This window comes from Streptomyces sp. NPDC051636, from assembly GCF_044453765.1.
Lineage (GTDB): Bacteria > Actinomycetota > Actinomycetes > Streptomycetales > Streptomycetaceae > Streptomyces.
Genome location: NZ_JBITDA010000006.1, coordinates 163,323 through 185,052, shown reverse-complemented (window position 1 = coordinate 185,052; position 21,730 = coordinate 163,323). Strand labels below are relative to the sequence as shown.

At 71.0% G+C, this 21,730-nt stretch carries 21 protein-coding genes; 17 read left to right on the top strand and 4 right to left on the bottom strand.

The genetic code is table 11. The annotated features are described in order from the left end of the window. Nucleotides 1–40: 40 nt before the first annotated feature. From rsmD to mutM, 7 genes are all read left to right on the top strand, one after another. On the top strand, nucleotides 41–628 hold the full coding sequence (rsmD, locus tag ACIBBH_RS14290) for a 16S rRNA (guanine(966)-N(2))-methyltransferase RsmD (RefSeq protein ID WP_399404535.1): 588 nt from the start codon (nucleotides 41–43) through the stop codon (nucleotides 626–628). Nucleotides 629–654: 26 nt separating this feature from the next. Further along, nucleotides 655–1,134, top strand: coding sequence for a pantetheine-phosphate adenylyltransferase (coaD, locus tag ACIBBH_RS14285; RefSeq protein ID WP_399404664.1), 480 nt, complete (start codon nucleotides 655–657; stop codon nucleotides 1,132–1,134). A gap of 95 nt (nucleotides 1,135–1,229) precedes the next feature. Beyond that, on the top strand, nucleotides 1,230–2,285 hold the full coding sequence (locus ACIBBH_RS14280) for an ATP synthase F0 subunit B (protein ID WP_399404663.1): 1,056 nt from the start codon (nucleotides 1,230–1,232) through the stop codon (nucleotides 2,283–2,285). Nucleotides 2,286–2,457: 172 nt separating this feature from the next. Further along, entirely contained in the window at nucleotides 2,458–3,102 is a 645-nt protein-coding gene (locus ACIBBH_RS14275; RefSeq protein WP_399404534.1) for a YceD family protein, read from the top strand. Between the two features lie 2 nt (nucleotides 3,103–3,104). Beyond that, nucleotides 3,105–3,278 (top strand): 50S ribosomal protein L32, encoded by a 174-nt coding sequence (rpmF, locus tag ACIBBH_RS14270; protein ID WP_003951102.1) that lies wholly within the window; start codon nucleotides 3,105–3,107, stop codon nucleotides 3,276–3,278. A 7-nt stretch (nucleotides 3,279–3,285) separates the two neighbouring features. Continuing rightward, nucleotides 3,286–4,164: a ribonuclease III gene (gene rnc / locus ACIBBH_RS14265; RefSeq protein WP_399404533.1), complete on the top strand. Its 879-nt coding sequence runs from the start codon at nucleotides 3,286–3,288 to the stop codon at nucleotides 4,162–4,164. Nucleotides 4,165–4,244: 80 nt separating this feature from the next. After that, nucleotides 4,245–5,105 (top strand): bifunctional DNA-formamidopyrimidine glycosylase/DNA-(apurinic or apyrimidinic site) lyase, encoded by an 861-nt coding sequence (gene mutM / locus ACIBBH_RS14260; protein WP_399404532.1) that lies wholly within the window; start codon nucleotides 4,245–4,247, stop codon nucleotides 5,103–5,105. On the opposite strand, the gene ACIBBH_RS14255 is transcribed toward mutM, so the two are convergent. Then, nucleotides 5,078–5,479 carry a winged helix-turn-helix transcriptional regulator gene (locus ACIBBH_RS14255; protein WP_399404531.1) on the bottom strand — a complete coding sequence of 134 codons (402 nt, stop codon included), beginning with the start codon at nucleotides 5,477–5,479 and terminating at the stop codon, nucleotides 5,078–5,080. The genes mutM and ACIBBH_RS14255 overlap by 28 nt on opposite strands. A gap of 108 nt (nucleotides 5,480–5,587) precedes the next feature. Here ACIBBH_RS14255 and ACIBBH_RS14250 point away from each other — a divergent pair, with 108 nt between their 5' ends. Continuing rightward, nucleotides 5,588–6,172, top strand: a complete 585-nt coding sequence (locus ACIBBH_RS14250; RefSeq protein ID WP_399404530.1) for a flavodoxin family protein — start codon at nucleotides 5,588–5,590, stop codon at nucleotides 6,170–6,172. 21 nt (nucleotides 6,173–6,193) lie between these two features. Here ACIBBH_RS14250 and ACIBBH_RS14245 read toward each other — a convergent pair whose 3' ends face one another. Continuing rightward, a complete protein-coding gene (locus tag ACIBBH_RS14245) occupies nucleotides 6,194–7,321 on the bottom strand; it encodes a CAP domain-containing protein (protein WP_399404529.1) in 1,128 nt (375 codons plus the stop codon). Nucleotides 7,322–7,491: 170 nt separating this feature from the next. Here ACIBBH_RS14245 and ACIBBH_RS14240 point away from each other — a divergent pair, with 170 nt between their 5' ends. From ACIBBH_RS14240 to ACIBBH_RS14225, 4 genes are all read left to right on the top strand, one after another. Next, nucleotides 7,492–7,773, top strand: coding sequence for an acylphosphatase (locus tag ACIBBH_RS14240; RefSeq protein ID WP_399404528.1), 282 nt, complete (start codon nucleotides 7,492–7,494; stop codon nucleotides 7,771–7,773). 382 nt (nucleotides 7,774–8,155) lie between these two features. Then, nucleotides 8,156–8,359 (top strand): hypothetical protein, encoded by a 204-nt coding sequence (locus ACIBBH_RS14235; RefSeq protein ID WP_055623302.1) that lies wholly within the window; start codon nucleotides 8,156–8,158, stop codon nucleotides 8,357–8,359. Between the two features lie 242 nt (nucleotides 8,360–8,601). Continuing rightward, the gene (locus ACIBBH_RS14230; RefSeq protein WP_399404527.1) at nucleotides 8,602–12,771 is read left to right on the top strand and encodes an AAA family ATPase; all 4,170 of its coding nucleotides are present in this window, start codon (nucleotides 8,602–8,604) and stop codon (nucleotides 12,769–12,771) included. A 192-nt stretch (nucleotides 12,772–12,963) separates the two neighbouring features. Beyond that, nucleotides 12,964–14,382: a sugar porter family MFS transporter gene (locus tag ACIBBH_RS14225; RefSeq protein ID WP_399404526.1), complete on the top strand. Its 1,419-nt coding sequence runs from the start codon at nucleotides 12,964–12,966 to the stop codon at nucleotides 14,380–14,382. A 131-nt stretch (nucleotides 14,383–14,513) separates the two neighbouring features. On the opposite strand, the gene ACIBBH_RS14220 is transcribed toward ACIBBH_RS14225, so the two are convergent. After that, nucleotides 14,514–15,485, bottom strand: a complete 972-nt coding sequence (locus tag ACIBBH_RS14220; RefSeq protein ID WP_399404525.1) for an LLM class flavin-dependent oxidoreductase — start codon at nucleotides 15,483–15,485, stop codon at nucleotides 14,514–14,516. A gap of 104 nt (nucleotides 15,486–15,589) precedes the next feature. Here ACIBBH_RS14220 and ACIBBH_RS14215 point away from each other — a divergent pair, with 104 nt between their 5' ends. Beyond that, nucleotides 15,590–15,799 (top strand): hypothetical protein, encoded by a 210-nt coding sequence (locus ACIBBH_RS14215; RefSeq protein WP_399404524.1) that lies wholly within the window; start codon nucleotides 15,590–15,592, stop codon nucleotides 15,797–15,799. A gap of 31 nt (nucleotides 15,800–15,830) precedes the next feature. Next, complete coding sequence (ftsY, locus tag ACIBBH_RS14210; protein ID WP_399404523.1) at nucleotides 15,831–17,033, top strand: signal recognition particle-docking protein FtsY; 1,203 nt, start codon at nucleotides 15,831–15,833, stop codon at nucleotides 17,031–17,033. 72 nt (nucleotides 17,034–17,105) lie between these two features. Here the strand turns inward: ftsY and ACIBBH_RS14205 are convergent, their stop codons facing one another. Next, nucleotides 17,106–17,762, bottom strand: a complete 657-nt coding sequence (locus ACIBBH_RS14205) for a bifunctional DNA primase/polymerase (RefSeq protein WP_399404522.1) — start codon at nucleotides 17,760–17,762, stop codon at nucleotides 17,106–17,108. 458 nt (nucleotides 17,763–18,220) lie between these two features. On the opposite strand from ACIBBH_RS14205, the gene ACIBBH_RS14200 reads away from it, so the two are divergent. The 3 genes from ACIBBH_RS14200 (at nucleotide 18,221) to ACIBBH_RS14190 (ending at nucleotide 21,699) form a co-directional block, all read left to right on the top strand. Next, nucleotides 18,221–19,699, top strand: a complete 1,479-nt coding sequence (locus tag ACIBBH_RS14200) for a hypothetical protein (protein WP_399404521.1) — start codon at nucleotides 18,221–18,223, stop codon at nucleotides 19,697–19,699. A 324-nt stretch (nucleotides 19,700–20,023) separates the two neighbouring features. Continuing rightward, nucleotides 20,024–21,364, top strand: coding sequence for an ammonium transporter (locus ACIBBH_RS14195; protein WP_399404520.1), 1,341 nt, complete (start codon nucleotides 20,024–20,026; stop codon nucleotides 21,362–21,364). Next, nucleotides 21,361–21,699, top strand: a complete 339-nt coding sequence (locus ACIBBH_RS14190; protein WP_030990174.1) for a P-II family nitrogen regulator — start codon at nucleotides 21,361–21,363, stop codon at nucleotides 21,697–21,699. The genes ACIBBH_RS14195 and ACIBBH_RS14190 overlap by 4 nt, the downstream gene beginning before the upstream one ends. Nucleotides 21,700–21,730 lie beyond the last annotated feature (31 nt).

Sequence of the window (21,730 nt, the reverse complement as noted above, 5' to 3'; positions counted from 1 at the left end):
GGGAACGGCCACCGTCCGAGCACACCGACAAGGACCCGAGATGACCCGCGTGATCGCCGGCACGGCCGGCGGACGCCGCCTGGCCGTGCCGCCGGGAACAGGTACCCGCCCCACATCGGACCGCGCACGCGAGGGCCTCTTCTCCACCTGGCAGTCCCTCCTCAACGGCCCCCTGGACGGCGAACGGGTCCTCGACCTCTACGCCGGCTCGGGCGCCGTAGGCCTGGAGGCCCTGTCCCGTGGCGCGAGCCACACCCTCCTGGTCGAGGCCGACGCCCGCGCCGCGAAGACCGTCCGGGAGAACGCAAGGAACCTCGGCCTCCCCGGCGCCGAGGTCAGGGCAGGCAGAGCCGAGCAGATCATCCAGTCACCGGCGCCGGCGGCGCCGTACGACCTCGTCTTCCTGGACCCCCCGTACGCCGTCTCCGACGACGATCTTCGCGAGATTCTGCTCACACTCCGCACGCAGGGGTGGCTCGCGGAGGAAGCCCTCGTCACCGTGGAGCGCAGCACCAGAGGCGGCGCATTCCGCTGGCCGCACGGCTTCGAGGCGATCCGGTCCCGTCGCTACGGCGAGGGAACGTTTTGGTACGGTCGCGCCGCCTCTACGTGCGAAGACGCACGATGACCGGACCGGAGAGCGAGGGATCACTAGTGCGCCGCGCCGTTTGTCCGGGGTCGTACGACCCCGTCACCAATGGACACCTCGACATCATCGCCCGCGCTTCCAAGCTGTACGACGTGGTGCATGTCGTCGTGATGATCAACCAGGCCAAGAAGGGGCTCTTCACGGTCGAGGAGCGCCTCCGACTGCTCCGCGAGGTCACCGCCGAGTACGGCAACGTCGAAGTCGAGTCCTTCCACGGCCTCCTCGTCGACTTCTGCAAGCAGCGTGACATCCCGGCCATCGTCAAGGGCCTGCGCGCCGTCAGCGACTTCGACTACGAACTGCAGATGGCCCAGATGAACAACGGCCTGTCGGGCGTGGAGACGCTCTTCGTCCCGACCAACCCGACCTACAGCTTCCTCTCGTCCTCCCTGGTCAAGGAGGTCGCGGCGTGGGGCGGCGACGTCTCGCACCTGGTCCCGCCGGCCGTCCTCGACGCCCTCTCCCGGCGCCTCCGGAAGGACTGAGCGCCCGACGGCCCGTCACCCGGTGTCCGACCGGCACCCCAGGGCCGTACAGTCGTCCCGTCCGTCTCCAACAGCTGTAGAGAGTGGCGAGCCAGGTGGACGTCCAGAAGAAGCTCGACGAGATCGTCTCCGCGGTCTCCAGCGCCCGGTCCATGCCCATGTCGGCCTCGTGCGTGGTCAACCGCGCCGAGCTGCTCGCGATGCTCGAAGAGGTGCGCCAGGCCCTGCCCGGCTCCCTCGCGCAGGCCCAGGAGCTGATCGGCGACCGCGAGCAGATGGTCGAGCAGGCCCGTCTGGAGGCCGAGCGGATCATCGAGAGCGCGCACGCCGAGCGCGGCTCGCTGATCTCCGGCACGGAGGTCGCCCGCCGCTCCCAGGCGGAGGCCGACCGGATCCTGGCGGAGGCCCGCAAGGAGGCCGAGGAGATCCGCGCCGAGGCCGACGACTACGTCGACTCCAAGCTCGCCAACTTCGAGGTCGTCCTCACCAAGACCCTCGGCTCGGTCGGCCGCGGCCGCGAGAAGCTGCTGGGCACCGGCCCCGGCCTCGACGAGAACGGCTATGAGGACGAGGACGCCCCCGAGCGCAGCCACGACCCCGAGACCCTGCGCCGCGACGCGGACTCCTACGTGGACGCCAAGCTCGGCGCCTTCGAGGCCGTGCTCGCCAAGACGCTGGAGGCCGTCGGGCGCGGCCGCCAGAAGCTGCACGGCCGTATCGCCACCGACGACCTCGGCGCCCTCGCCGACGACTCCACCACCCGCCAGCACTCCAGCGACGCCGACTACCTCGCCGACCTCGCGGCCCTCGCCGAGCAGGACGCACAGGCCGAACAGCCCGCGCAGCCGCAGCCGCAGCAGCAGCCGCAGTACGAGCAGCAGCCGGCCTACGGCTACCAGCAGCAGCCCGGCGCGTACGGCGGATTCCCGCAACAGCACGGCTACGGCCAGCAGGAACCGTACGGCTACCAGCAGGCCGACCCGTACGCCTACCAGGGCTACGACCAGCAGCAGCCCGCCTACGACCCGCAGCAGGCCCAGCAGGCCCAGGACCCCCAGCAGGGCTACGCGCTCGACGAGACCAGCCTCTTCGACACCAGCATGATCAGCGCCGAGCAGCTGCGGGCGTACGAGCAGGAGCGCGGCCTGTAGTCCGGGCGAAGGCCGGGGGCGACCACCCGATTGGGCCGACAGCGAAAGGTCCAGTATCCTGGCTCTTCGGTCGCGCGTGCGCTTCGCTGACTGCGTATACGTCCGCGATCAAGGCTGCCCGGGGGACACCTCCAGGGCGGCGTCCCTCTGAGCTCGAAGATCGAAAGCAGGAATGGCCTCCAACGCGCGCCTCGACCACCGCAACCCCCTCGTGTTCGACACGCACGAGCTGGGGCGGCGTCCTGGTGCGCTGCAGCGCCTGACCCGCACGGTCGACGCCCCCAAGGACCTCGGTCTCCAGGAGGTCATCGGAGTGCCGGAGGGCGCCCCGGTGGAGCTCGAACTCCGGCTCGAGTCGGTCATGGAAGGTGTGCTCGTCACCGGCACCGCCCGTGCAACGGCCGAGGGGGAGTGCGTAAGGTGTCTGGAGCCGCTCGAGCTGGAGCTCGAAGCGGACTTCCAGGAGATGTTCTCGTACCCTGACGCCGATGACCGGGGCCGCCCCAAGGCGGAACCGGCCGACGACGCCGAGGAAGACGAGGACAGGCTCTTTCTCGAGGACGGCATGTTCGACCTCGAGCCAGTGCTGCGTGATGCGGTGGTGCTCGCACTGCCGATGCAGCCGGTGTGCCAGGAAGACTGTCCGGGCCTGTGCTCCGAGTGCGGAGCGCGGCTCGCGGACGACCCGGACCACCACCATGACGCCGTCGACATCCGTTGGGCGGCTTTGCAGGGACTCGCCGGCACCATGCAGGACGGCGAGAAGGACGAGATGAGCGGCGCCGAAGCGGGCGTCGACGAGAAGCAGGAGAAGTAGCCGTGGCTGTTCCGAAGCGGAAGATGTCGCGCAGCAACACGCGCCACCGCCGGTCGCAGTGGAAGGCTGCGGTCCCCACCCTGGTTGCGTGCGAGCGCTGCCACGAGCCCAAGCAGCAGCACATCGCGTGCCCGTCTTGCGGCACCTACAACAAGCGCCAGGTCCTCGAGGTCTGAGCGGCTGGTGAGAGGTGTGATGTCTGATCCGAAGGAAAGCAGTCCCCGTCAACGCGGGGGTCGTCCGGCGGACAACACGGCCTCGTCCCACACGCTTCTGGAAGGGCGGCTCGGCTACAAGGTCGAGTCCGCCCTTCTGGTGCGAGCGCTGACCCACCGTTCCTACGCGTACGAGAACGGCGGCCTGCCGACGAACGAGCGGCTGGAGTTCCTCGGTGACTCCGTCCTCGGCCTCGTCGTCACGGACACGCTGTACCGCACCCACCCCGACCTGCCCGAGGGCCAGCTGGCCAAGCTGCGGGCCGCGGTGGTGAACTCGCGTGCGCTCGCGGAGGTGGGCCGCGGTCTCGACCTGGGTTCCTTCATCCGGCTGGGCCGCGGTGAAGAGGGCACGGGCGGCCGGGACAAGGCGTCCATCCTCGCCGACACCCTGGAAGCGGTGATCGGCGCGGTCTATCTCGACCAGGGCCTCGACTCGGCGTCCGAGCTGGTGCACCGGCTCTTCGACCCGCTGATCGAGAAGTCCTCCAACCTCGGAGCCGGCCTGGACTGGAAGACCAGTCTCCAGGAGCTCACCGCGACCGAGGGGCTCGGCGTGCCCGAGTACCTGGTGACGGAGACCGGCCCCGACCACGAGAAGACCTTCACTGCTGCCGCCCGCGTCGGAGGCGTCTCGTACGGCACCGGCACCGGCCGCAGCAAGAAGGAGGCGGAGCAGCAGGCCGCGGAATCCGCGTGGCGGTCCATCCGGGCCGCGGCGGACGAGCGCGCCAAGGCGACGGCCAACGCCGTCGACATCGACGCGGGCGCCGTCGGCATCGACGCGGGCGCCGTCGGCATCGACGCCGGCGCCGGCGGCCGCGACGAGGCGTCCGCTTCCGCCTGACAAACAGCAGGATCCGAGCGCCCGCCCCTGTTCCGGGGGCCGGGCGCTCGGCTCATCCACCGGTTTCCACGGGGGTCCCCATGCCCGAGTTGCCCGAGGTCGAGGTCGTCCGGCGCGGCCTGGAGCGGTGGGTCGCCCACCGCGCCGTCGCCGACGCCGAGGTGCTGCACCCCCGTGCCGTGCGCCGTCATGTGGCCGGTGCCGACGACTTCGTGCACCGCCTCAAGGGGCACCGGGTCGGCGTCCCCAGCCGCCGCGGCAAGTATCTGTGGCTGCCTCTGGAGGACACCCGGCAGGCGGTGCTGGCGCACCTCGGGATGAGCGGGCAGCTGCTGGTCCAGCCGGAGACAGCGCCGGACGAGAAACACCTCAGGATCCGCGTCCGCTTCGCCGACGGCCTTGGCACCGAGCTCCGCTTCGTCGACCAGCGCACCTTCGGCGGCCTGTCGCTGCACGACACCACCCCCGAGGGCCTGCCGGACGTGATCGCGCACATCGCCCGCGACCCCCTCGACCCGCTGTTCGACGACGAGGACTTCCACCGGGCGCTGCGCAGGAAGCGGACCACCGTCAAACGGGCCCTGCTGGACCAGTCGCTGATCAGCGGCGTCGGCAACATCTACGCGGACGAGGCCCTGTGGCGCGCCCGCCTGCACTACGAGCGCCCCACCGGCACCTTCACCCGCCCGCGCACCGCTGAACTCCTCGGTCACATCCGGGACGTGATGAACGCGGCCCTCGCCGTGGGCGGCACCAGCTTCGACAGCCTCTACGTCAACGTCAACGGCGAGTCGGGCTACTTCGACCGCTCCCTGGACGCGTACGGCCGGGAGGGCCTGCCCTGCCGGCGCTGCGCGACGCCCATGCGCCGCCGTCCCTGGATGAACCGCTCCAGCTACTTCTGCCCGAAGTGTCAGCGGGCGCCGCGCGTGCCGTCGTAACGCTCGCGGGCCGCCAGGACGTCGTCCATCCGGCCCTCCACACAGTGGATGAGTTCCAGCAGACGGCTCGCCACTTCGCGGCCCAGGGGAGTCAGTTCGTAGTCCACGCGCGGCGGGTTCGTCGGCTGGGCCTCGCGGTGCACCAGGCCGTCGCGCTCCAGCGCCTGCAGCGTCTGGGACAGCATCTTCTCGCTCACGCCGTCGACGCGACGGCGCAGTTCGTTGAAGCGCAGCGAGCCCTCGTACAGGGCGCCGAGGGTGAGCGAGCCCCAGCGGCCCGTGACGTGCTCCAGGGTGCCGCGCGAGGGACAGGCCTTGGCGAACACGTTGTACGGGAGGTCCTGCTCCTCCGTGCTCTCCTGCGTAACGGTCATGGCCCGAGCGTACTCGAAGGCGGCGCTAACCGACAGGTTGCACTAACTTGAGGTTAGTGCTTTCCTTTCGTTGCTACTGATGAACAGCCCATTCGAGGAGTACCGCTCGTGACCACCCCTGTCGTCTCCATCGCCTACCACTCCGGCTACGGCCACACCGCCGTCCTCGCCGAGGCCGTCCGCGCCGGTGCCGCCGACGCCGGCGCCGAGGTGCACCTGATCAAGGTCGACGAGATCACCGAGGAGCAGTGGGCGCTGCTCGACGCCTCGGACGCGATCGTCTTCGGCTCGCCCACCTACATGGGCACCGCGTCCGGCGCCTTCCACGTGTTCGCCGAGGCCACCTCGCAGCGCTGGGCCACGCAGGCCTGGAGGGACAAGCTGGCCGCCGGCTTCACCAACTCCGGCTCCAAGAGCGGCGACAAGCTGCACACCCTGCAGTTCTTCCAGATCCTCGCCGCCCAGCTCGGCATGCACTGGGTCAACCTCGGCCTGCTGCCCGGCTGGAACAGCTCCGCCGCCTCCGAGCACGACCTCAACCGCCTCGGCGTCTTCCTGGGCGCGGCGGCCCAGACCAACGTCGACGCGGGTCCCGAGGCCGTGCACAAGGCCGACGCGGCGACGGCGGAGCACCTGGGGCGCCGGGTGGCGGAGACGGCGCGGGACCTCGCCCGCGGGCGCGCGGCGGCGTGACGGGCCGTACGCCCGGGACGTCTAGTAACCGAAGTCCTGTGTCCACCAAGGTCCACCGGACCCGTAGTGCACACCGACCCCCAGGGTCTTGAAATCGCAGTTCAGGATGTTGGCCCGGTGGCCCGGGCTGTTCATCCAGGCCTCCATCACCGCGGCAGCGTCCGCCTGGCCGCGGGCTATGTTCTCGCCGCCGAGGTTCCTGATGCCGGCCTTCGCGGCCCGGTCCCACGGGGTGGCCCCGCTCGGGTCGGTGTGGTCGAAGAAGTCCCGCGCGGCCATGTCCGCGCTGAAGGACTTGGCCAGCTTGGTCAGCGAGCTGTTCGCCGACAGGGCGCTGCAGCCGACCTTGGCCCGCTCCTCGTTGACCAGCTTCAGTATCTCTGCCTCGGCGGCGGCCTCCGCCGACACCGTCACCGGCGCGGAGGTCTTCGGCGGCGCCTTGGTGGCCGTGCGGCTGGGGGTGGTCCTCGGCCGGGACGGGGTGGCCTTCGCCTTCGGCTTCTTCGAGTGCGTCTTCGTCGGCGTGGGCGACGCGGAGGGGGATGGGGAGGCGGAGGCGGAGGCCGAGGCGGACGGGCTCGACGGTGAGGCCGAGCGGTCGGTGTCGCGGCTGGTCGAGGAATCGCCGACCCGGCCGCTCTCGGCGCTGCCGGAGGTGCCGCCCTGCTCGGTCGCCGAGTTGCTGGGCGAGCCCGCGGCCTGCACCTCGTCACCGCCGCTGCTGGTGCCGCCGCCGAGCCGGTAGTTGTCCAGCCCGGGCACCGCGCCCGTGGCCACCGCGACCGTGCCGAGGGCGACCGCGGCGGACACCCCGAGCAGGCCCGTGCGCACCGGCGTCACGGCCTTCTTCTTCCGGCGGCGCCCTCCGGACGTCCCGCCCGACGGCGTGAACCCGCCGTCCGGGAAAGCGGTCGTGCCGGTGGTCCGGCCGTACTCGTCGTCCGTCGCGTACAGGTACGCCTCGGCCTTGTTGTAGGCGTCGGCGTACGCCTCCGGGTTCAGGTAGGGCGCGATGCCCATCGTGGGCCGGTCGCCCGCGTAGGAGTCCTGCGGGTCGTGGCCGCCCGTGTACGAACCGTGCGTTTCCGTGTCCCCAGCGGCGCGGCCCGTGGCGGCGCGGCCGGCGGCGGAGCGTCGGTGGCGTCCCATGTCCTGGCCTTCCTCGTCCCTCGCGGTCGACCCCGCTCATACGATCTCGCGGGGCAACCTGAATCACTCGATCGAGTGAGTTTCATATGAGATTCATTGGGTGGGGACGGTACCGCATGGCGCTCGGGGACGAAGTGTCCCGGGAGACATTGGCCGGTTAGGTTGCACCCATGAGCGAGGATGTGCGGCTGGTCGCCTGGGTGCGTGGATACGTACAGGGCGTGGGTTTTCGCTGGTTCACGCGGGCCAAGGCCCTCGAGATCGGCGGCCTGAGTGGTTTTGCTCTCAATCTGGCGGACGGTCGGGTCCAGGTGGTCGCCGAGGGTCCGCGCGAGGCGTGCGAGGGGCTGCTGAAGTGGCTCCAGGGTGGCGACACGCCCGGGCGCGTGGAGGGCGTCACGGAGATGTGGGACACACCCCGCGGCGGCTACGACGGCTTCGCCATCCGCTGAGCCGGTTCCGTAAAGTCCCGCAGGCCGCAGCGGCGGGACATGCCAGGGGCACCTGCCCCGAGCAGAAATGACCTGGTGGTTGCCAAGAACCGCTTGCCGTGGCAGGCTCCGCACGTAAGGATGATCGCCACGCCCTGAGGGTCCCGCAGGAGTCGCAGCGCCGCCGCTTTCCGGCAGCGCGCCGCCGGGTTGCCCGCCAATCCGGGGCGTGATCGTGTTGACCGTCAAACTTTTTGGTGAGACGCTGAAAGCCCCGCGCACCTTGGCTGTTTGGCATGTAGCGATAGCAGAGCAACACTCGAGTGTGCCAAGCACCCCAGGTGCGAATCCCTCACGACCCACACCGCTTCGGTCGGTCACTCAGTGTGGAGGACCATCCATCATGGCAAAGGCGCTTCTCGGTTACGTCGGCGGCTCCGACCCGCGACTCCTCGCCGAGATGCGACGGCTCCAGCAGCGCGTACAGGACCTGGAATCCGAGCTCGTACGGATCCAGGCCGAGAACGAAGCGCTGACGGCTGCCGCTTCTCACGACAGGATCATGGAGAGCATCGACGCACACCAGGCGGAGCCTGCGCTCACCTGATCGCTGCATCGCTCCACGACAGCACACGCAGTGGTTGGGCTGCCCGTAACAACCGCTAAGTTGTCAGACAACTGAAACCAGTTGTCAGAGTTGCAAGGGACGCTTCGGCGTCCCTTCTTTCTTGCCCCGCGCATCCTTTCACTCTCTTTAACGTCTGATGTGCCCTGCATGTTCATGCGCGAAACCGCGCGGTTGCCGGTGTTCATGGAGTGAGATAGCGGCGGAAGGTAGAGTCCGGCGGCGTGCACCTCAAGGCCCTGACCCTCCGCGGCTTCAAGTCGTTCGCCTCGGCGACCACGCTCCGGTTCGAACCGGGGATCACGTGCGTCGTCGGTCCGAACGGCTCGGGCAAGTCCAATGTGGTGGACGCGCTCAGCTGGGTCATGGGCGAGCAAGGCGCCAAATCGCTGCGCGGCGGGAAGATGGAGGACGTCATCTTCGCCGGCACCACCGGGCGCCCGCCGCTCGGCCGCGCCGAGGTGTCGCTGACCATCGACAACTCCGACGGCGCCCTGCCCATCGAGTACGCCGAGGTCACCATCACGCGGATCATGTTCCGCAACGGCGGCAGCGAATACCAGATCAACGGCGACACCTGCCGCCTGCTGGACATCCAGGAACTCCTCTCCGACTCCGGCATCGGCCGCGAGATGCACGTCATCGTCGGCCAGGGTCAGCTCGACTCCGTCCTGCACGCCGACCCCATGGGACGCCGGGCCTTCATCGAGGAGGCCGCGGGCGTCCTCAAGCACCGCAAGCGCAAGGAGAAGGCGCTCAGGAAGCTGGACGCGATGCAGGCCAACCTCGCGCGCGTGCAGGACCTGACGGACGAACTGCGCCGCCAGCTCAAACCACTGGGCCGCCAGGCGGCGGTGGCGAGAAGGGCCGCCGTGATCCAGGCGGACCTGCGCGACGCCCGCCTGCGTCTGCTCGCCGACGACCTCGTACGGCTGCGGGAGGCGCTGCAGGCCGAGATCGCCGACGAGGCCGCGCTGAAGGAGCGCAAGGAGGCCGCCGAGCAGGAGCTGAAGAAGGCGCTGCAGCGGGAGGCCCTGCTCGAGGACGAGGTCCGGCAGCTCACGCCGCGTCTCCAGCGCGCCCAGCAGACCTGGTACGAACTCTCCCAGCTCGCCGAGCGGGTGCGCGGCACGATCTCGCTGGCCGACGCCCGGGTGAAGAGCGCCACCTCCGCGCCCCCCGAGGAGCGGCGCGGCCGGGATCCCGAGGACATGGAGCGCGAGGCCGCCCGGATCCGTGAGCAGGAGGCCGAGCTGGAGGCGGCCCTGGAGGCGGCCCAGCGCGCCCTCGACGACACCGTCGCCCACCGGGCCGAGCTGGAGCGCGAACTCGCCGTCGAGGAACGCCGCCTGAAGGACGTCGCCCGCGCCATCGCCGACCGCCGCGAGGGCCTGGCCCGGCTCAGCGGCCAGGTCAACGCGGCCCGCTCGCGCGCCGCCTCCGCCCAGGCCGAGATCGACCGCCTGGCCGCCGCGCGGGACGAGGCCCGGGAACGGGCGGTCCGCGCGCAGGAGGAGTACGAGACGCTCAAGGCCGAGGTGGACGGCCTCGACGCCGGGGACGTGGAGCTGGCCGAGCAGCACGAGGCGGCCAAGCGGCGGCTGACAGAGGCGGAGACCACCCTGTCCGCCGCCCGCGAGGCGGTCACCGCGGCGGAACGCAAACGCGCCGCGACCCAGGCCCGCCACGAGGCGCTGGCGCTGGGCCTGCGCCGGAAGGACGGCACCGGGGCGCTGCTGGGCGCGAAGGACCGGCTCACGGGTCTGCTGGGCCCGGCGGCGGAACTGCTGACGGTGACGCCCGGGTACGAGGTCCCGCTGGCCGCCGCCTTCGGCACCGCCGCCGACGCCCTCGCCGTCACGACCCCGTCCGCCGCCGCCGACGCGATCCGCCTCCTGCGCAAACAGGACGCGGGGCGCGCGGCACTGCTGCTGGCGGGGGCGCCGGAGGACCCCGCGGCAGGCGACGGCCGGGACCTCGGTTCCGCACCGGGCGCGTCGCGCGCCCTCCCGGGCCAGGTGGACGCTGCGGCGGGACCACCGGGGGATCTCACGGCTCCTGGTGAGTGGAGCACTCGGACCGGGGGAGCCGTGTCCTCGGGCGGGGCGGGTGCCCTGCCGGGGCAGGGGGCTGCGGCGGCGGGAGTGCCGGACGACGCCGCGGCCGGCGGTGAGGAGAGGACACCTGCCGGGGCTGCCGCATCGCCGGGCGGGCTCCATGTTCTTCCGGGCCAGGCGGCTGCTGCGGCAGGATTGCCGGATTCGGCGGTCCCGGGTGAGGGGAACGCCCGTACCTGCGGTGCCGTATCACCGGCCGCGTCCCATGAGTCCGTGAGCCAGGCGGCTGCTGCGGCCGGAGCACCGGTGGATCCCGCCGCCCACGGTGACCGGACCGCCCGTGTCGACGGAGCCGTGTCGCCGGAGGAGGCGCGTGTTCTTCCCAGGCAGGGGAGCGGGCCGGTGGGCGTCACGCCCGGCGCCTCCCCGGCGGACGCCGGCACCGCGCGGCCCTCGGCCGTCGGTGCCCTGATCGACCCGGGTCCGGACGGGCTGCGCACCCGCCCCGGCAGTGCGGGGGAGTCACTACCCGCCGGACCTCCCCTCGCCGCCGACCTCGTCGGTGGCCCCGCCGAGCTCATGCCCGCCGTACGCCGGCTGCTGCGGGGGATCGCCGTCGTGGGCACGCTGGAGGACGCCGAGGATCTGGTCCGGGCCCGTCCCGACCTCACCGCCGTGACCGCCGAAGGCGATCTGCTGGGCGCGCACTTCGCGCAGGGCGGGTCCGCCGGTGCGCCGAGTCTCATCGAGGTGCAGGCCTCCGTCGACGAGGCGGCCGCCGAGCTGGAGGAGCTGGCGGTGCGCTGCGAGGAACTGGCCGACGCGCAGCACGAGGCGGCGGAGCGGCGCAAAGAGTGTGCCGCGCTGGTGGAGGAGCTGGGCGAGCGGCGCCGGGCCGCCGACCGGGAGAAGTCGGCCGTGGCCCAGCAGCTCGGACGCCTCGCCGGCCAGGCGCGCGGCGCCGCGGGAGAGGCCGAGCGGTCCACCGCGGCGGCGGCCCGGGCGCAGGAGGCGCTGGACAAGGCCGTACAGGAGGCGGAGGAACTCGCCGAACGGCTCGCCGTCGCCGAGGAGATGCCGGTGGAGGAGGAACCCGACACCTCCGCGCGGGACCGGCTCGCCGCCGACGGCGCCAACGCCCGCCAGACCGAGATGGAGGCCCGGCTCCAGGTCCGTACGCACGAGGAGCGCGTCAAGGGGCTGGCCGGCCGCGCCGACTCGCTCGACCGGGCCGCCCGCGCGGAACGCGAGGCACGCGCGCGTGCCGAGCAGCGGCGGGCCCGGCTGCGGCACGAGGCCGCCGTGGCGGAAGCCGTCGCCTCCGGCGCCCGCCAGCTGCTCGCCCACGTCGAGGTGTCCCTGGCCCGCGCCGAGCGGGAACGTGCCGCCGCCGAGGCCGCCAAGGCCCGCCGCGAGCAGGACCTCACGGCTGCCCGGAACGAGGGACGCGAACTCAAGGCCGAACTCGACAAGTTGACGGATTCGGTGCACCGCGGGGAGGTACTCGGAGCCGAGAAACGGCTGCGGATCGAGCAGCTGGAGACCAAGGCGCTGGAGGAACTCGGTGTCGAACCGGCGGGACTCGTGGCCGAGTACGGTCCGCACCAGCCGGTGCCGCCCTCGCCCCCCGCCGAGGGCGAGCGGCTGCCTGACGACCCGGAGCACCCCCGCAACCAGCCGAGGCCCTTCGTGCGCGCCGAGCAGGAGAAGCGGCTCAAGGCCGCCGAGCGGGCCTACCAGCAGCTCGGCAAGGTCAACCCGCTGGCGCTGGAGGAGTTCGCGGCCCTGGAGGAGCGGCACAAGTTCCTCAGCGAGCAGCTGGAGGACCTGAAGAAGACCCGCGGCGACCTGCTCCAGGTGGTCAAGGAGGTCGACGAGCGCGTCGAGCAGGTCTTCACGGAGGCCTACCGGGACACCGCCCGGGAGTTCGAGGGCGTCTTCGGCCGGCTGTTCCCGGGTGGTGAGGGGCGCCTGGTCCTGACCGACCCCGACAACATGCTCACCACGGGCGTGGACGTCGAGGCGCGTCCGCCGGGCAAGAAGGTCAAGCGGCTGAGCCTGCTCTCCGGCGGCGAGCGGTCGCTGACCGCCGTAGCGCTGCTGGTGTCCATCTTCAAGGCGCGCCCCAGTCCGTTCTACGTGATGGACGAGGTCGAGGCAGCCCTCGACGACACCAACCTCCAGCGGCTGATCCGGATCATGCAGGAGCTGCAGGAGGCCTCGCAGCTGATCGTGATCACGCACCAGAAGCGCACGATGGAGGTCGCCGACGCGCTGTACGGCGTCTCCATGCAGGGTGACGGTGTGTCGAAGGTCATCTCTCAGCGGCTTCGGTGACGCTCAGCCCACGCCGCCTTCAAGAAGTGAACACAATCTACTCTCGCGTATCCCCAAGTTCACAGCGGCTCACCTATTGACTTCGAAACTTGAAGGAATAGTCTCGGCAGCGTTGTTTTTACCTTCAGTTCTCACCTGTAAGGGCTGACCCCCACGTCGGCAGCGCTGCCGACGGCCCGAGGAGTTGTACACGTGACCAGCACAGCGCAGGCACCCCAGTCAGGAGCCGGGACGGCTCACCCCGAACATCTCGGGCACGTCATCTTCATCGCGGCGGCGGCCGCGATGGGCGGCTTCCTGTTCGGCTACGACAGTTCCGTGATCAACGGCGCCGTCGAGGCCGTCCGGGACCGCTACGACGTCGGCTCCGCGGCCCTGGCCCAGGTCATCGCCATCGCCCTGATCGGCTGCGCCGTCGGTGCCGCGACCGCCGGCCGCATAGCCGACCGCATCGGCCGCATCCGGTGCATGCAGATCGCCGCCGTGCTGTTCACGGTCAGCGCCGTCGGCTCGGCACTGCCCTTCGCGCTGTGGGACCTCGCTTTCTGGCGCGTCGTCGGCGGCTTCGCCATCGGCATGGCCTCCGTCATCGGCCCCGCCTACATCGCCGAGGTCGCCCCGCCCGCCTACCGCGGCCGCCTCGGCTCCTTCCAGCAGGCCGCGATCGTCGTCGGCATCGCCATCTCCCAGCTGGTCAACTGGGGCCTGCTCAACGCCGCCGGCGGCGACCAGCGCGGCACGCTGATGGGCCTGGAGGCCTGGCAGGTCATGCTCGGCGTCATGGTCGTCCCCGCCGTCCTGTACGGCCTGCTCTCCTTCGCGATCCCCGAGTCCCCGCGCTTCCTGATCTCCGTCGGCAAGCACGACCGGGCCCGCGAGATCCTCTCCGAGGTCGAGGGCCAGGACCTCGACCTGGACGCCCGCGTCGCCGAGATCGAGCACGCCATGAACCGCGAGGAGAAGTCGAGCTTCCGTGACCTGCTCGGCGGCGGCTTCTTCTTCAAGCCGATCGTCTGGGTCGGCATCGGCCTGTCGGTCTTCCAGCAGTTCGTCGGCATCAACGTCGCGTTCTACTACTCCTCGACGCTGTGGCAGTCGGTCGGCGTCGACCCGACGGACTCGTTCTTCTACTCCTTCACGACGTCGATCATCAACATCGCCGGCACCGTGATCGCGATGATCTTCGTGGACCGCGTCGGCCGCAGGCCGCTCGCGATCATCGGCTCGGTCGGCATGGTCATCGGCCTCGCACTGGAGGCCTGGGCCTTCTCGTACGACCTCGTCGACGGCAAGCTGCCGGCCGCCCAGGGCTGGACCGCCCTGATCGCCGCCCACGTCTTCGTCCTCTTCTTCGCCCTGTCCTGGGGAGTGGTCGTATGGGTCATGCTCGGCGAGATGTTCCCGAACAAGATCCGCGCCGCCGCCCTGGGCGTGGCCGCCTCCGCGCAGTGGATCGCCAACTGGGCCATCACCGCGAGCTTCCCGTCGCTGTCCGACTGGAACCTCTCCGTGACCTACGTGATCTACACGGTCTTCGCCGCACTCTCCATCCCGTTCGTCCTGAAGTTCGTCACGGAGACGAAGGGCAAGGCGCTGGAGGAGATGGGCTGACCCGCCCCCGCGAACCCGGGGAGAAGGGCCAAGTCCCCGCTGCCCCTCTCCCCGTACCTCCGCCGCCCGCGGCCCGGCCACTGCCCGGACCGGGGGCGGCGGTGTCATACGCGGCCGGATGTCCGCGCAGGTCAGCCGCCCAGCGCCGGAAGCACCCGCTCCGCGAACAACCGCAGGCTGCGCCACCCCTCCGCCACCGGCATCCCGCCCGCGAGCGGATGCAGCACGAGGTTGTCGAGCCCCTGCGCCGCGCACTCGTCCGGAGTGAGGATCCGGTACACGCCCTCCGCGCGCAGCTCCTCCACCGTCGTGGCCGCCGACCGCACCGCCGAGCGGATGTCCCCGGACTGCCAGGAGGCGTACGTCCGCGCCTCGTGCAGGAAGTGCTCGCCGTACTCGGCCCAGGTGCGGTCCGGGTCCTCCGCGACGTGCAGCAACGGCGTGTCGGCCGCGGGCATCATCGTCCAGCCCTCGGTGCCGTACTCGACGAGCCTCTCCTTGTAGTACGCCTCCAGCTCGGGCAGGTGCGCGCTCGGGAAGAACGGCAGGCCGAGCCGGGCGGCCCGGCGGGCGGCGGCCTTGGAGGAGCCGCCGACCAGGAGCAGGGGGTGCGGGTCGGTGTACGGGCGCGGGGTGATCCGTACCGTACGGCCCCGGTACTCGAACTCCTCGCCGGTCCAGGCCTTGAGCAGGGTTTCCAGCAGCTTGTCCTGGAGCCGGCCCCGCCGCTTCCACTCCACGTCGAACAGGGCGTACTCCTCGGGCCGGTACCCGATCCCGGCCACCGTCACCAGCCGGCCGCCGCTGAGCAGGTCCAGTACGGCGATCTCCTCCGCCAACCGCAGCGGGTCGTGCAGCGGGCCGATGATCGCGGAGACCGTGACCGCGATCCGGCGGGTCGCCCCGAACACCGCGCCCGCGAACGCGAAGGGCGACGGCAGCCAGTTGTTCGCGGCTCCGTGGTGCTCCTCGGTCTGCACGGTGGTGATGCCCCGCTCGTCGGCGTACGCGGCCATCTCCAGGGCCGCCCGGTAGCGGGCGCTGAGGGAGGCGGGGGAGGCGCCGGGTTCGACGAGGTTGAAGCGTACGACCGTGACGGGCACGGGGGTCCCCCTTCACCGGGTGGGTGGGGCCGGGTGCGGGGACCGTAGCTGACGGATCGTCATATTGCTATGGCCCTGACACGGGCCGGTCGCAGGCTCGGCCCATGACCGCGCCCGGACCCACCGACCCGGAGGCGGAAACCGCCCGGGGCCGCATCGCGCTCTGGCCCGACCGGGAGGACCTGCTCTGGCCCGCCCGCCACTGCTGCTGCCCCGGGGACGCGCCAGAGGAGGTGCGGGACCGCTGCGGTCGCCTGCGTTTCCGGGCGAGTGCCGCCCTGCACAAGGCGCACCGGGGCGCTCCGCCCGGCTGAGCCCGGGGCAGGGATGGATACTGGTCCCGTTATGGAAACCATCATCCTTGCTGTAGTCATCGCCGTGGTCCTGCTCGGCGCGCTCGGTGGGCTCGTCGTCGGCAGTCGGCGCAGGAAGCAGCTGCCCCCGCCGCCCCCCAGCACGCCCGACATCACCGCGCCCCCGGCCGAGCCGCACGTCGGCGACGAGGCCGAGACGCCGCGCGACGAACCGCGCAGGACCATCGAGGAGGTGGACCTCCCCGACGGCTCGGCCCCGGTCGCCGTGGAGGAGCCCCCTGCCGCAGAGGCTCCCGCGATCGAGATCCCGGAGCCCACCGCCGGCCGCCTCGTGCGCCTGCGCGCCCGCCTCTCGCGCTCGCAGAACGCCCTCGGCAAGGGCCTGCTGACCCTGCTCTCCCGCGAGCACCTCGACGACGAGACCTGGGAGGAGATCGAGGACACACTGCTCACCGCCGACGTCGGTGTGCAGCCCACGCAGGAGTTGGTCGAGCGGCTGCGCGAGCGCGTCAAGGTGCTCGGCACGCGCACCCCCCAGGAGCTGCGCGGGCTGCTGCGCGAAGAGCTGCTCAATCTGCTCGGCACCGACTTCGACCGCACGGTGAAGACCGAGCCCGAGGACCGCAAGCCCGGCATCGTGATGGTCGTCGGCGTCAACGGCACCGGCAAGACCACCACCACCGGCAAGCTCGCCCGGGTCCTGGTGGCCGACGGGCGCACCGTCGTCCTCGGCGCCGCCGACACCTTCCGGGCCGCCGCCGCCGACCAGCTGCAGACCTGGGGCGAGCGCGTGGGCGCCTACACCGTGCGCGGGCCCGAGGGCGGTGACCCCGCCTCCGTCGCCTTCGACGCGGTCAAGGAGGGCAAGGAGATGGGGGTCGACGTGGTCCTCATCGACACCGCCGGACGCCTGCACACCAAGACCGGCCTCATGGACGAGCTCGGCAAGGTCAAGCGGGTCGTGGAGAAGCACGCCCCGCTCGACGAGGTGCTGCTCGTCCTCGACGCCACCACCGGCCAGAACGGGCTCGTCCAGGCCCGCGTCTTCGCCGAGGTCGTCGACATCACCGGCATCGTGCTGACCAAGCTGGACGGCACGGCGAAGGGCGGCATCGTGGTCGCGGTCCAGCGCGAGCTGGGCGTACCGGTCAAGCTGGTCGGCCTCGGCGAGGGCGCGGACGACCTGGCGCCGTTCGAGCCGGAGGCGTTCGTAGACGCCCTTATCGGAGAGTGACCAGCTCCCACATCCGGGAGACGCGAAGAAGCGCCCGCCCCCAGCCGGGGCCGGGCGCTTCGCCGTGTGCCGCTAGGCCCGCGACCGGTGCGCCGCATACGCCAGCGTCCCCAGCACCAGCCGGGCCGCCGGAGGCTTCGTCACCGAGTCCAGGGCGGGCGGGCGCAGCCAGCGGACCGGCCCCAGGCCGCCTCGGTCGGAGGGCGGCGCGGTGATGTACGCACCGGGGCCGAGACCGCGCAGGTCGAGGGCGGCGGGGGCGTCCCAGCCCATGCGGTAGAGCAGGGCGGGGAGCTCGGCGGCGGCGCCCGGTGCGACGAGGAAGTGGGCGCGGCCGTCGGGGGTCGCGGTGACCGGGCCGAGGGGGAGGCCCATGCGCTCCAGGCGGACCAGGGCGCGGCGGCCGGCCGGCTCGGCGACCTCGATCACGTCGAACGCCCGCCCGACCGGCAGCATCACGGCCGCACCCGGGAACTCGGCCCAGGCCTTGGTCACCTCGTCCAGCGTGGCCCCGGCGGAGACCTGCGGCGCGAACTCCAGGGGATGCGCGCCCGGCGCGGGGCAGTCGGCGCGGCCACAGGAGCAGGCGCCCGCCGAGGCCCGCGCGCCCGGCACCACGTCCCAGCCCCACAGCCCGGTGAACTCGGCGACGGTGGTGCACTCCGACGAGCGGCCGCGCCGACGCGCGCCGGAGCGGATCTCGCGAATGCCGCCGATCGTGAAATCCATGCCCCCTCCAACGGGTCCAGCGCGCCGGTGGTTACGCGGCGGAACGAGACGGATGCGCAACGTGACCCAAGGGTCTTCGTCTTCCCCTCTTTCCGCGGGGTGTGGACGGCGCCCTGAAGCGCCCAGGGTTGTACGCCCGGCCGGTGCGCGCCCCCGAGTGCACCGCTTCACCCACTTCCGGCCGTCCCATGTCAAGTGAATCGCGCCCGGCCGACCGTGAGTTCATTCGAAGGGGTGGCGAATGGTGGCGTTTCCGGGATCGCCATGGCTGCGGCCGTGATCGTAGGGTTACGGTGTGTGCACGAGTCCTGGGGACACATGCACTCGTGGGTATGCCGGAGGCAAGTCGGCTTCACGTTCGAAGGGTGAGAACCGGCGGACGGGAGCCTTGTTCACCGGCATTCTGATAGGGCTTGGCGCACTCGGCGACAAGTGGTCTCAGGGATGGGGGCGTTCCAGTGGGCGGCAGCGGCGGTAGCGGTACGAACGCTGACAAGCGCCCCAACGAGCTACTCGGCTCGTGGTTCGTGCGCAGCGGCTGGTCCAAGGGTGAGCTCGCCCGCCAAGTCAACCGCTGGGCACGCCAATTGGGTGCCAACCACATCTCCACGGACACCTCCCGGGTGCGCCGCTGGCTGGACGGGGAGAACCCGCGCGAGCCGATCCCCAGGATCCTCTCCGAGCTGTTCTCCGAGCGGTTCGGCTGCGTCGTCTCCGTGGAGGACCTCGGTCTGCGCGCCGCCCGCCAGTCACCCTCCGCATCCGGTGTGGACCTGCCCTGGACGGGTCCGCAGACGGTGGCCCTGCTCAGCGAGTTCTCGCGCAGCGACCTGATGCTGGCGCGGCGCGGCTTCCTCGGGACCTCGCTGGCCCTGTCCGCCGGCCCGTCCCTCATCGAGCCGATGCAGCGCTGGCTCGTCCCGTCGCCGTCCGTCCCGGACCCGCGTCGGCCCGAGCCCGTCGCCGAGTCCCGCCGCCCCGGCCGCCTGTCCAAGCCCGAGCTGGACCTGCTGGAGACCACCACGGTGATGTTCCGCCAGTGGGACGCCCAGTGCGGCGGAGGCCTGCGCCGCAAGGCGGTCGTCGGCCAGCTGCACGAGGTCACCGACCTCCTTCAGGAGCCACAGCCCGAGGCGGCCACCCGCAAGCTCTTCCAGGTCGCCGCCGAGCTCGCCGAACTGGCCGGCTGGATGAGCTACGACGTCGGGCTCCAGGCCACCGCGCAGAAGTACTTCGTCCTCGCCCTGCACGCCGCCAAGGAGGCCGGCGACAAGCCGCTCGGCTCGTACATCCTCTCCAGCATGAGCCGCCAGATGATCCACCTCGGCCGGCCCGACGACGCCCTGGAACTGGTCCACCTCGCGCAGTACGGCAGCCGGGACTGCGCGAGCCCGCGCACCCAGTCCATGCTGTATGCGATGGAGGCCCGTGCCTACGCCAACATGGGCCAGCCCGGCAAGTGCAAGCGGGCGGTGCGGATGGCCGAGGACACCTTCGCCGAGGCCGACGAGTGGGACGACCCGGACCCCGACTGGATCCGTTTCTTCTCCGAGGCCGAGCTGTACGCGGAGAACTCCCACTCCTACCGGGACCTCGCCTACATCGCGGGCCGCAGCCCCACCTACGCCTCCCTGGCCGAACCCCTGATGCGGCGGGCCGTGGAGCTCTTCGCCGAGGACACCGAGCACCAGCGGTCGTACGCACTGAACCTCATCGGCATGGCCACCGTGCACCTGCTGCAGCGCGAGCCCGAACAGGGCGCGGTCATGGCTTCGCAGGCCATGCGGGTCGCCAAGAGGGTCCGCTCCGAGCGGGTGAACACTCGTATCCGAAAGACCGTCGACACCGCCGTCCGCGACTTCGGCGACCTCACCGAGGTCGTCGACCTCGCCGACCAGCTCGTCATCGAGCTCCCGGAGACCGCCGAAGCGGTCTGAACCCGCAAGCCCCGGCCGCGGCCGGCCCTCCCGAACTGCCCGACTCGGCTCCCCCATGCCAGGTCATCGGAAGGCCGCCCGCGGCCGGTTTATTACCTCCCGGGAAGGTTGCGCCACGATAACGATCCCGCAGCCGGACATCTCGCACTTCACCCAGGCGTAACACACAGGGCGTCTTCGTCACCCCGGCGAAACAACGAGGGGCTTCCACCGAAACCGCGCTGCGCCAATCTCATGGCGCATAACCGGCCTGCCCCTCACTGACCGGACCGCTCGCTCAGGCTTCGCCCGCACGGGGCCGTACCAATCGACGAGGAGACGCCGATGGCACCAGCCATCACGCTTGCCGCGGAGGCACCCAAGCTGTCCTCCGCGAACACAGGCTTCATGCTCATCTGTTCCGCCCTGGTGTTGCTCATGACACCGGGCCTCGCCTTCTTCTACGGAGGCATGGTCCGCGTCAAGAGCACCCTGAACATGCTGATGATGAGTTTCATCAGCATCGGGATCGTCACCATCCTGTGGGTTCTCTACGGTTTCTCCCTCGCCTTCGGCACGGGCTCCAGCCTCCTCGGCTGGAACAAGGACTGGCTGGGCCTCAGCAACATCGGGCTGACGGAGCTCTGGGACGGCTACACCATCCCGATCTTCGTCTTCATGGTCTTCCAGCTGATGTTCGCGGTCATCACGCCGGCCCTGATAAGCGGTGCGCTCGCGGACCGCGTCAAGTTCTCGGCGTGGTCGCTCTTCGTCGCGCTGTGGCTCACGGTCGTCTACGTGCCGGTCGCCCACTGGGTCTGGGGTGCCGACGGCTGGGCCTACAAGCTCGGTGTGATCGACTTCGCCGGTGGTACGGCGGTCCACATCAACGCCGGTGCCGGTGCCCTCGGCGTGATCCTGGTCATCGGCAAGCGCGTCGGCTTCAAGCGGGACCCGATGCGCCCGCACAGCCTCCCGCTGGTCATGCTCGGTGCCGGTCTGCTGTGGTTCGGCTGGTTCGGCTTCAACGCCGGCTCGTGGCTCGGCAACGACGACGGCGTCGGCGCGCTGATGTTCGTCAACACGCAGGTCGCGACCGCCGCCGCCATGCTGGCCTGGCTCGCCTACGAGAAGATCCGCCACGGTGCGTTCACCACGCTGGGCGCCGCCTCCGGCGCGGTCGCCGGTCTGGTCGCCATCACCCCGTCCGGTGGCGCGGTCTCCCCGCTCGGCGCGATCGCCGTCGGCGCGATCGCCGGTGTCGCCTGCGCCGCGGCCGTCGGCCTGAAGTTCAGGTTCGGCTACGACGACTCGCTCGACGTCGTCGGTGTCCACATGGTCGGCGGCATCATCGGCTCCCTGTTGGTCGGCTTCTTCGCCACCGGTAAGGGCCAGTCCGCCGCGACCGGTGTCTTCTACGGCGACCACAAGTTCGACCAGCTGTGGAAGCAGTGCGCCGGTGTCTTCGCGGTGCTCGCCTACTCCCTGATCGTCTCCGCGATCCTCGCCTTCCTCCTCGACAAGACCATCGGGATGCGGGTCAGCGAGGACGAGGAGGTCTCCGGCATCGACCAGGCCGAGCACGCCGAAACCGCATACGACTTCAGCGGCGCCGGCGGTGGCGTCGTCGGGACCGTCGCCGCTCCGGCACTGGCCGGGACGCAGACCAAGAAGGTGGACGCATGAAGCTCATCACCGCCGTCGTCAAGCCCCACCGGCTCGACGAGATCAAGGAGGCCCTCCAGGCCTTCGGCGTCCACGGACTGACGGTCACCGAGGCGAGCGGCTACGGTCGTCAGCGGGGACACACCGAGGTCTACCGCGGTGCCGAGTACACCGTCGACCTGGTCCCCAAGATCCGCATCGAGGTGCTGGCCGAGGACGACGACGCCGAACAGCTGATCGAGGTCATCGTCAAGGCCGCCCGCACCGGCAAGATCGGTGACGGCAAGGTCTGGTCCCTGCCGGTCGAGACGGCCGTACGGGTCCGCACCGGTGAGCGCGGCCCGGACGCGCTGTAGAACAGAACCATCTGAATACAGGCAGGAGCTG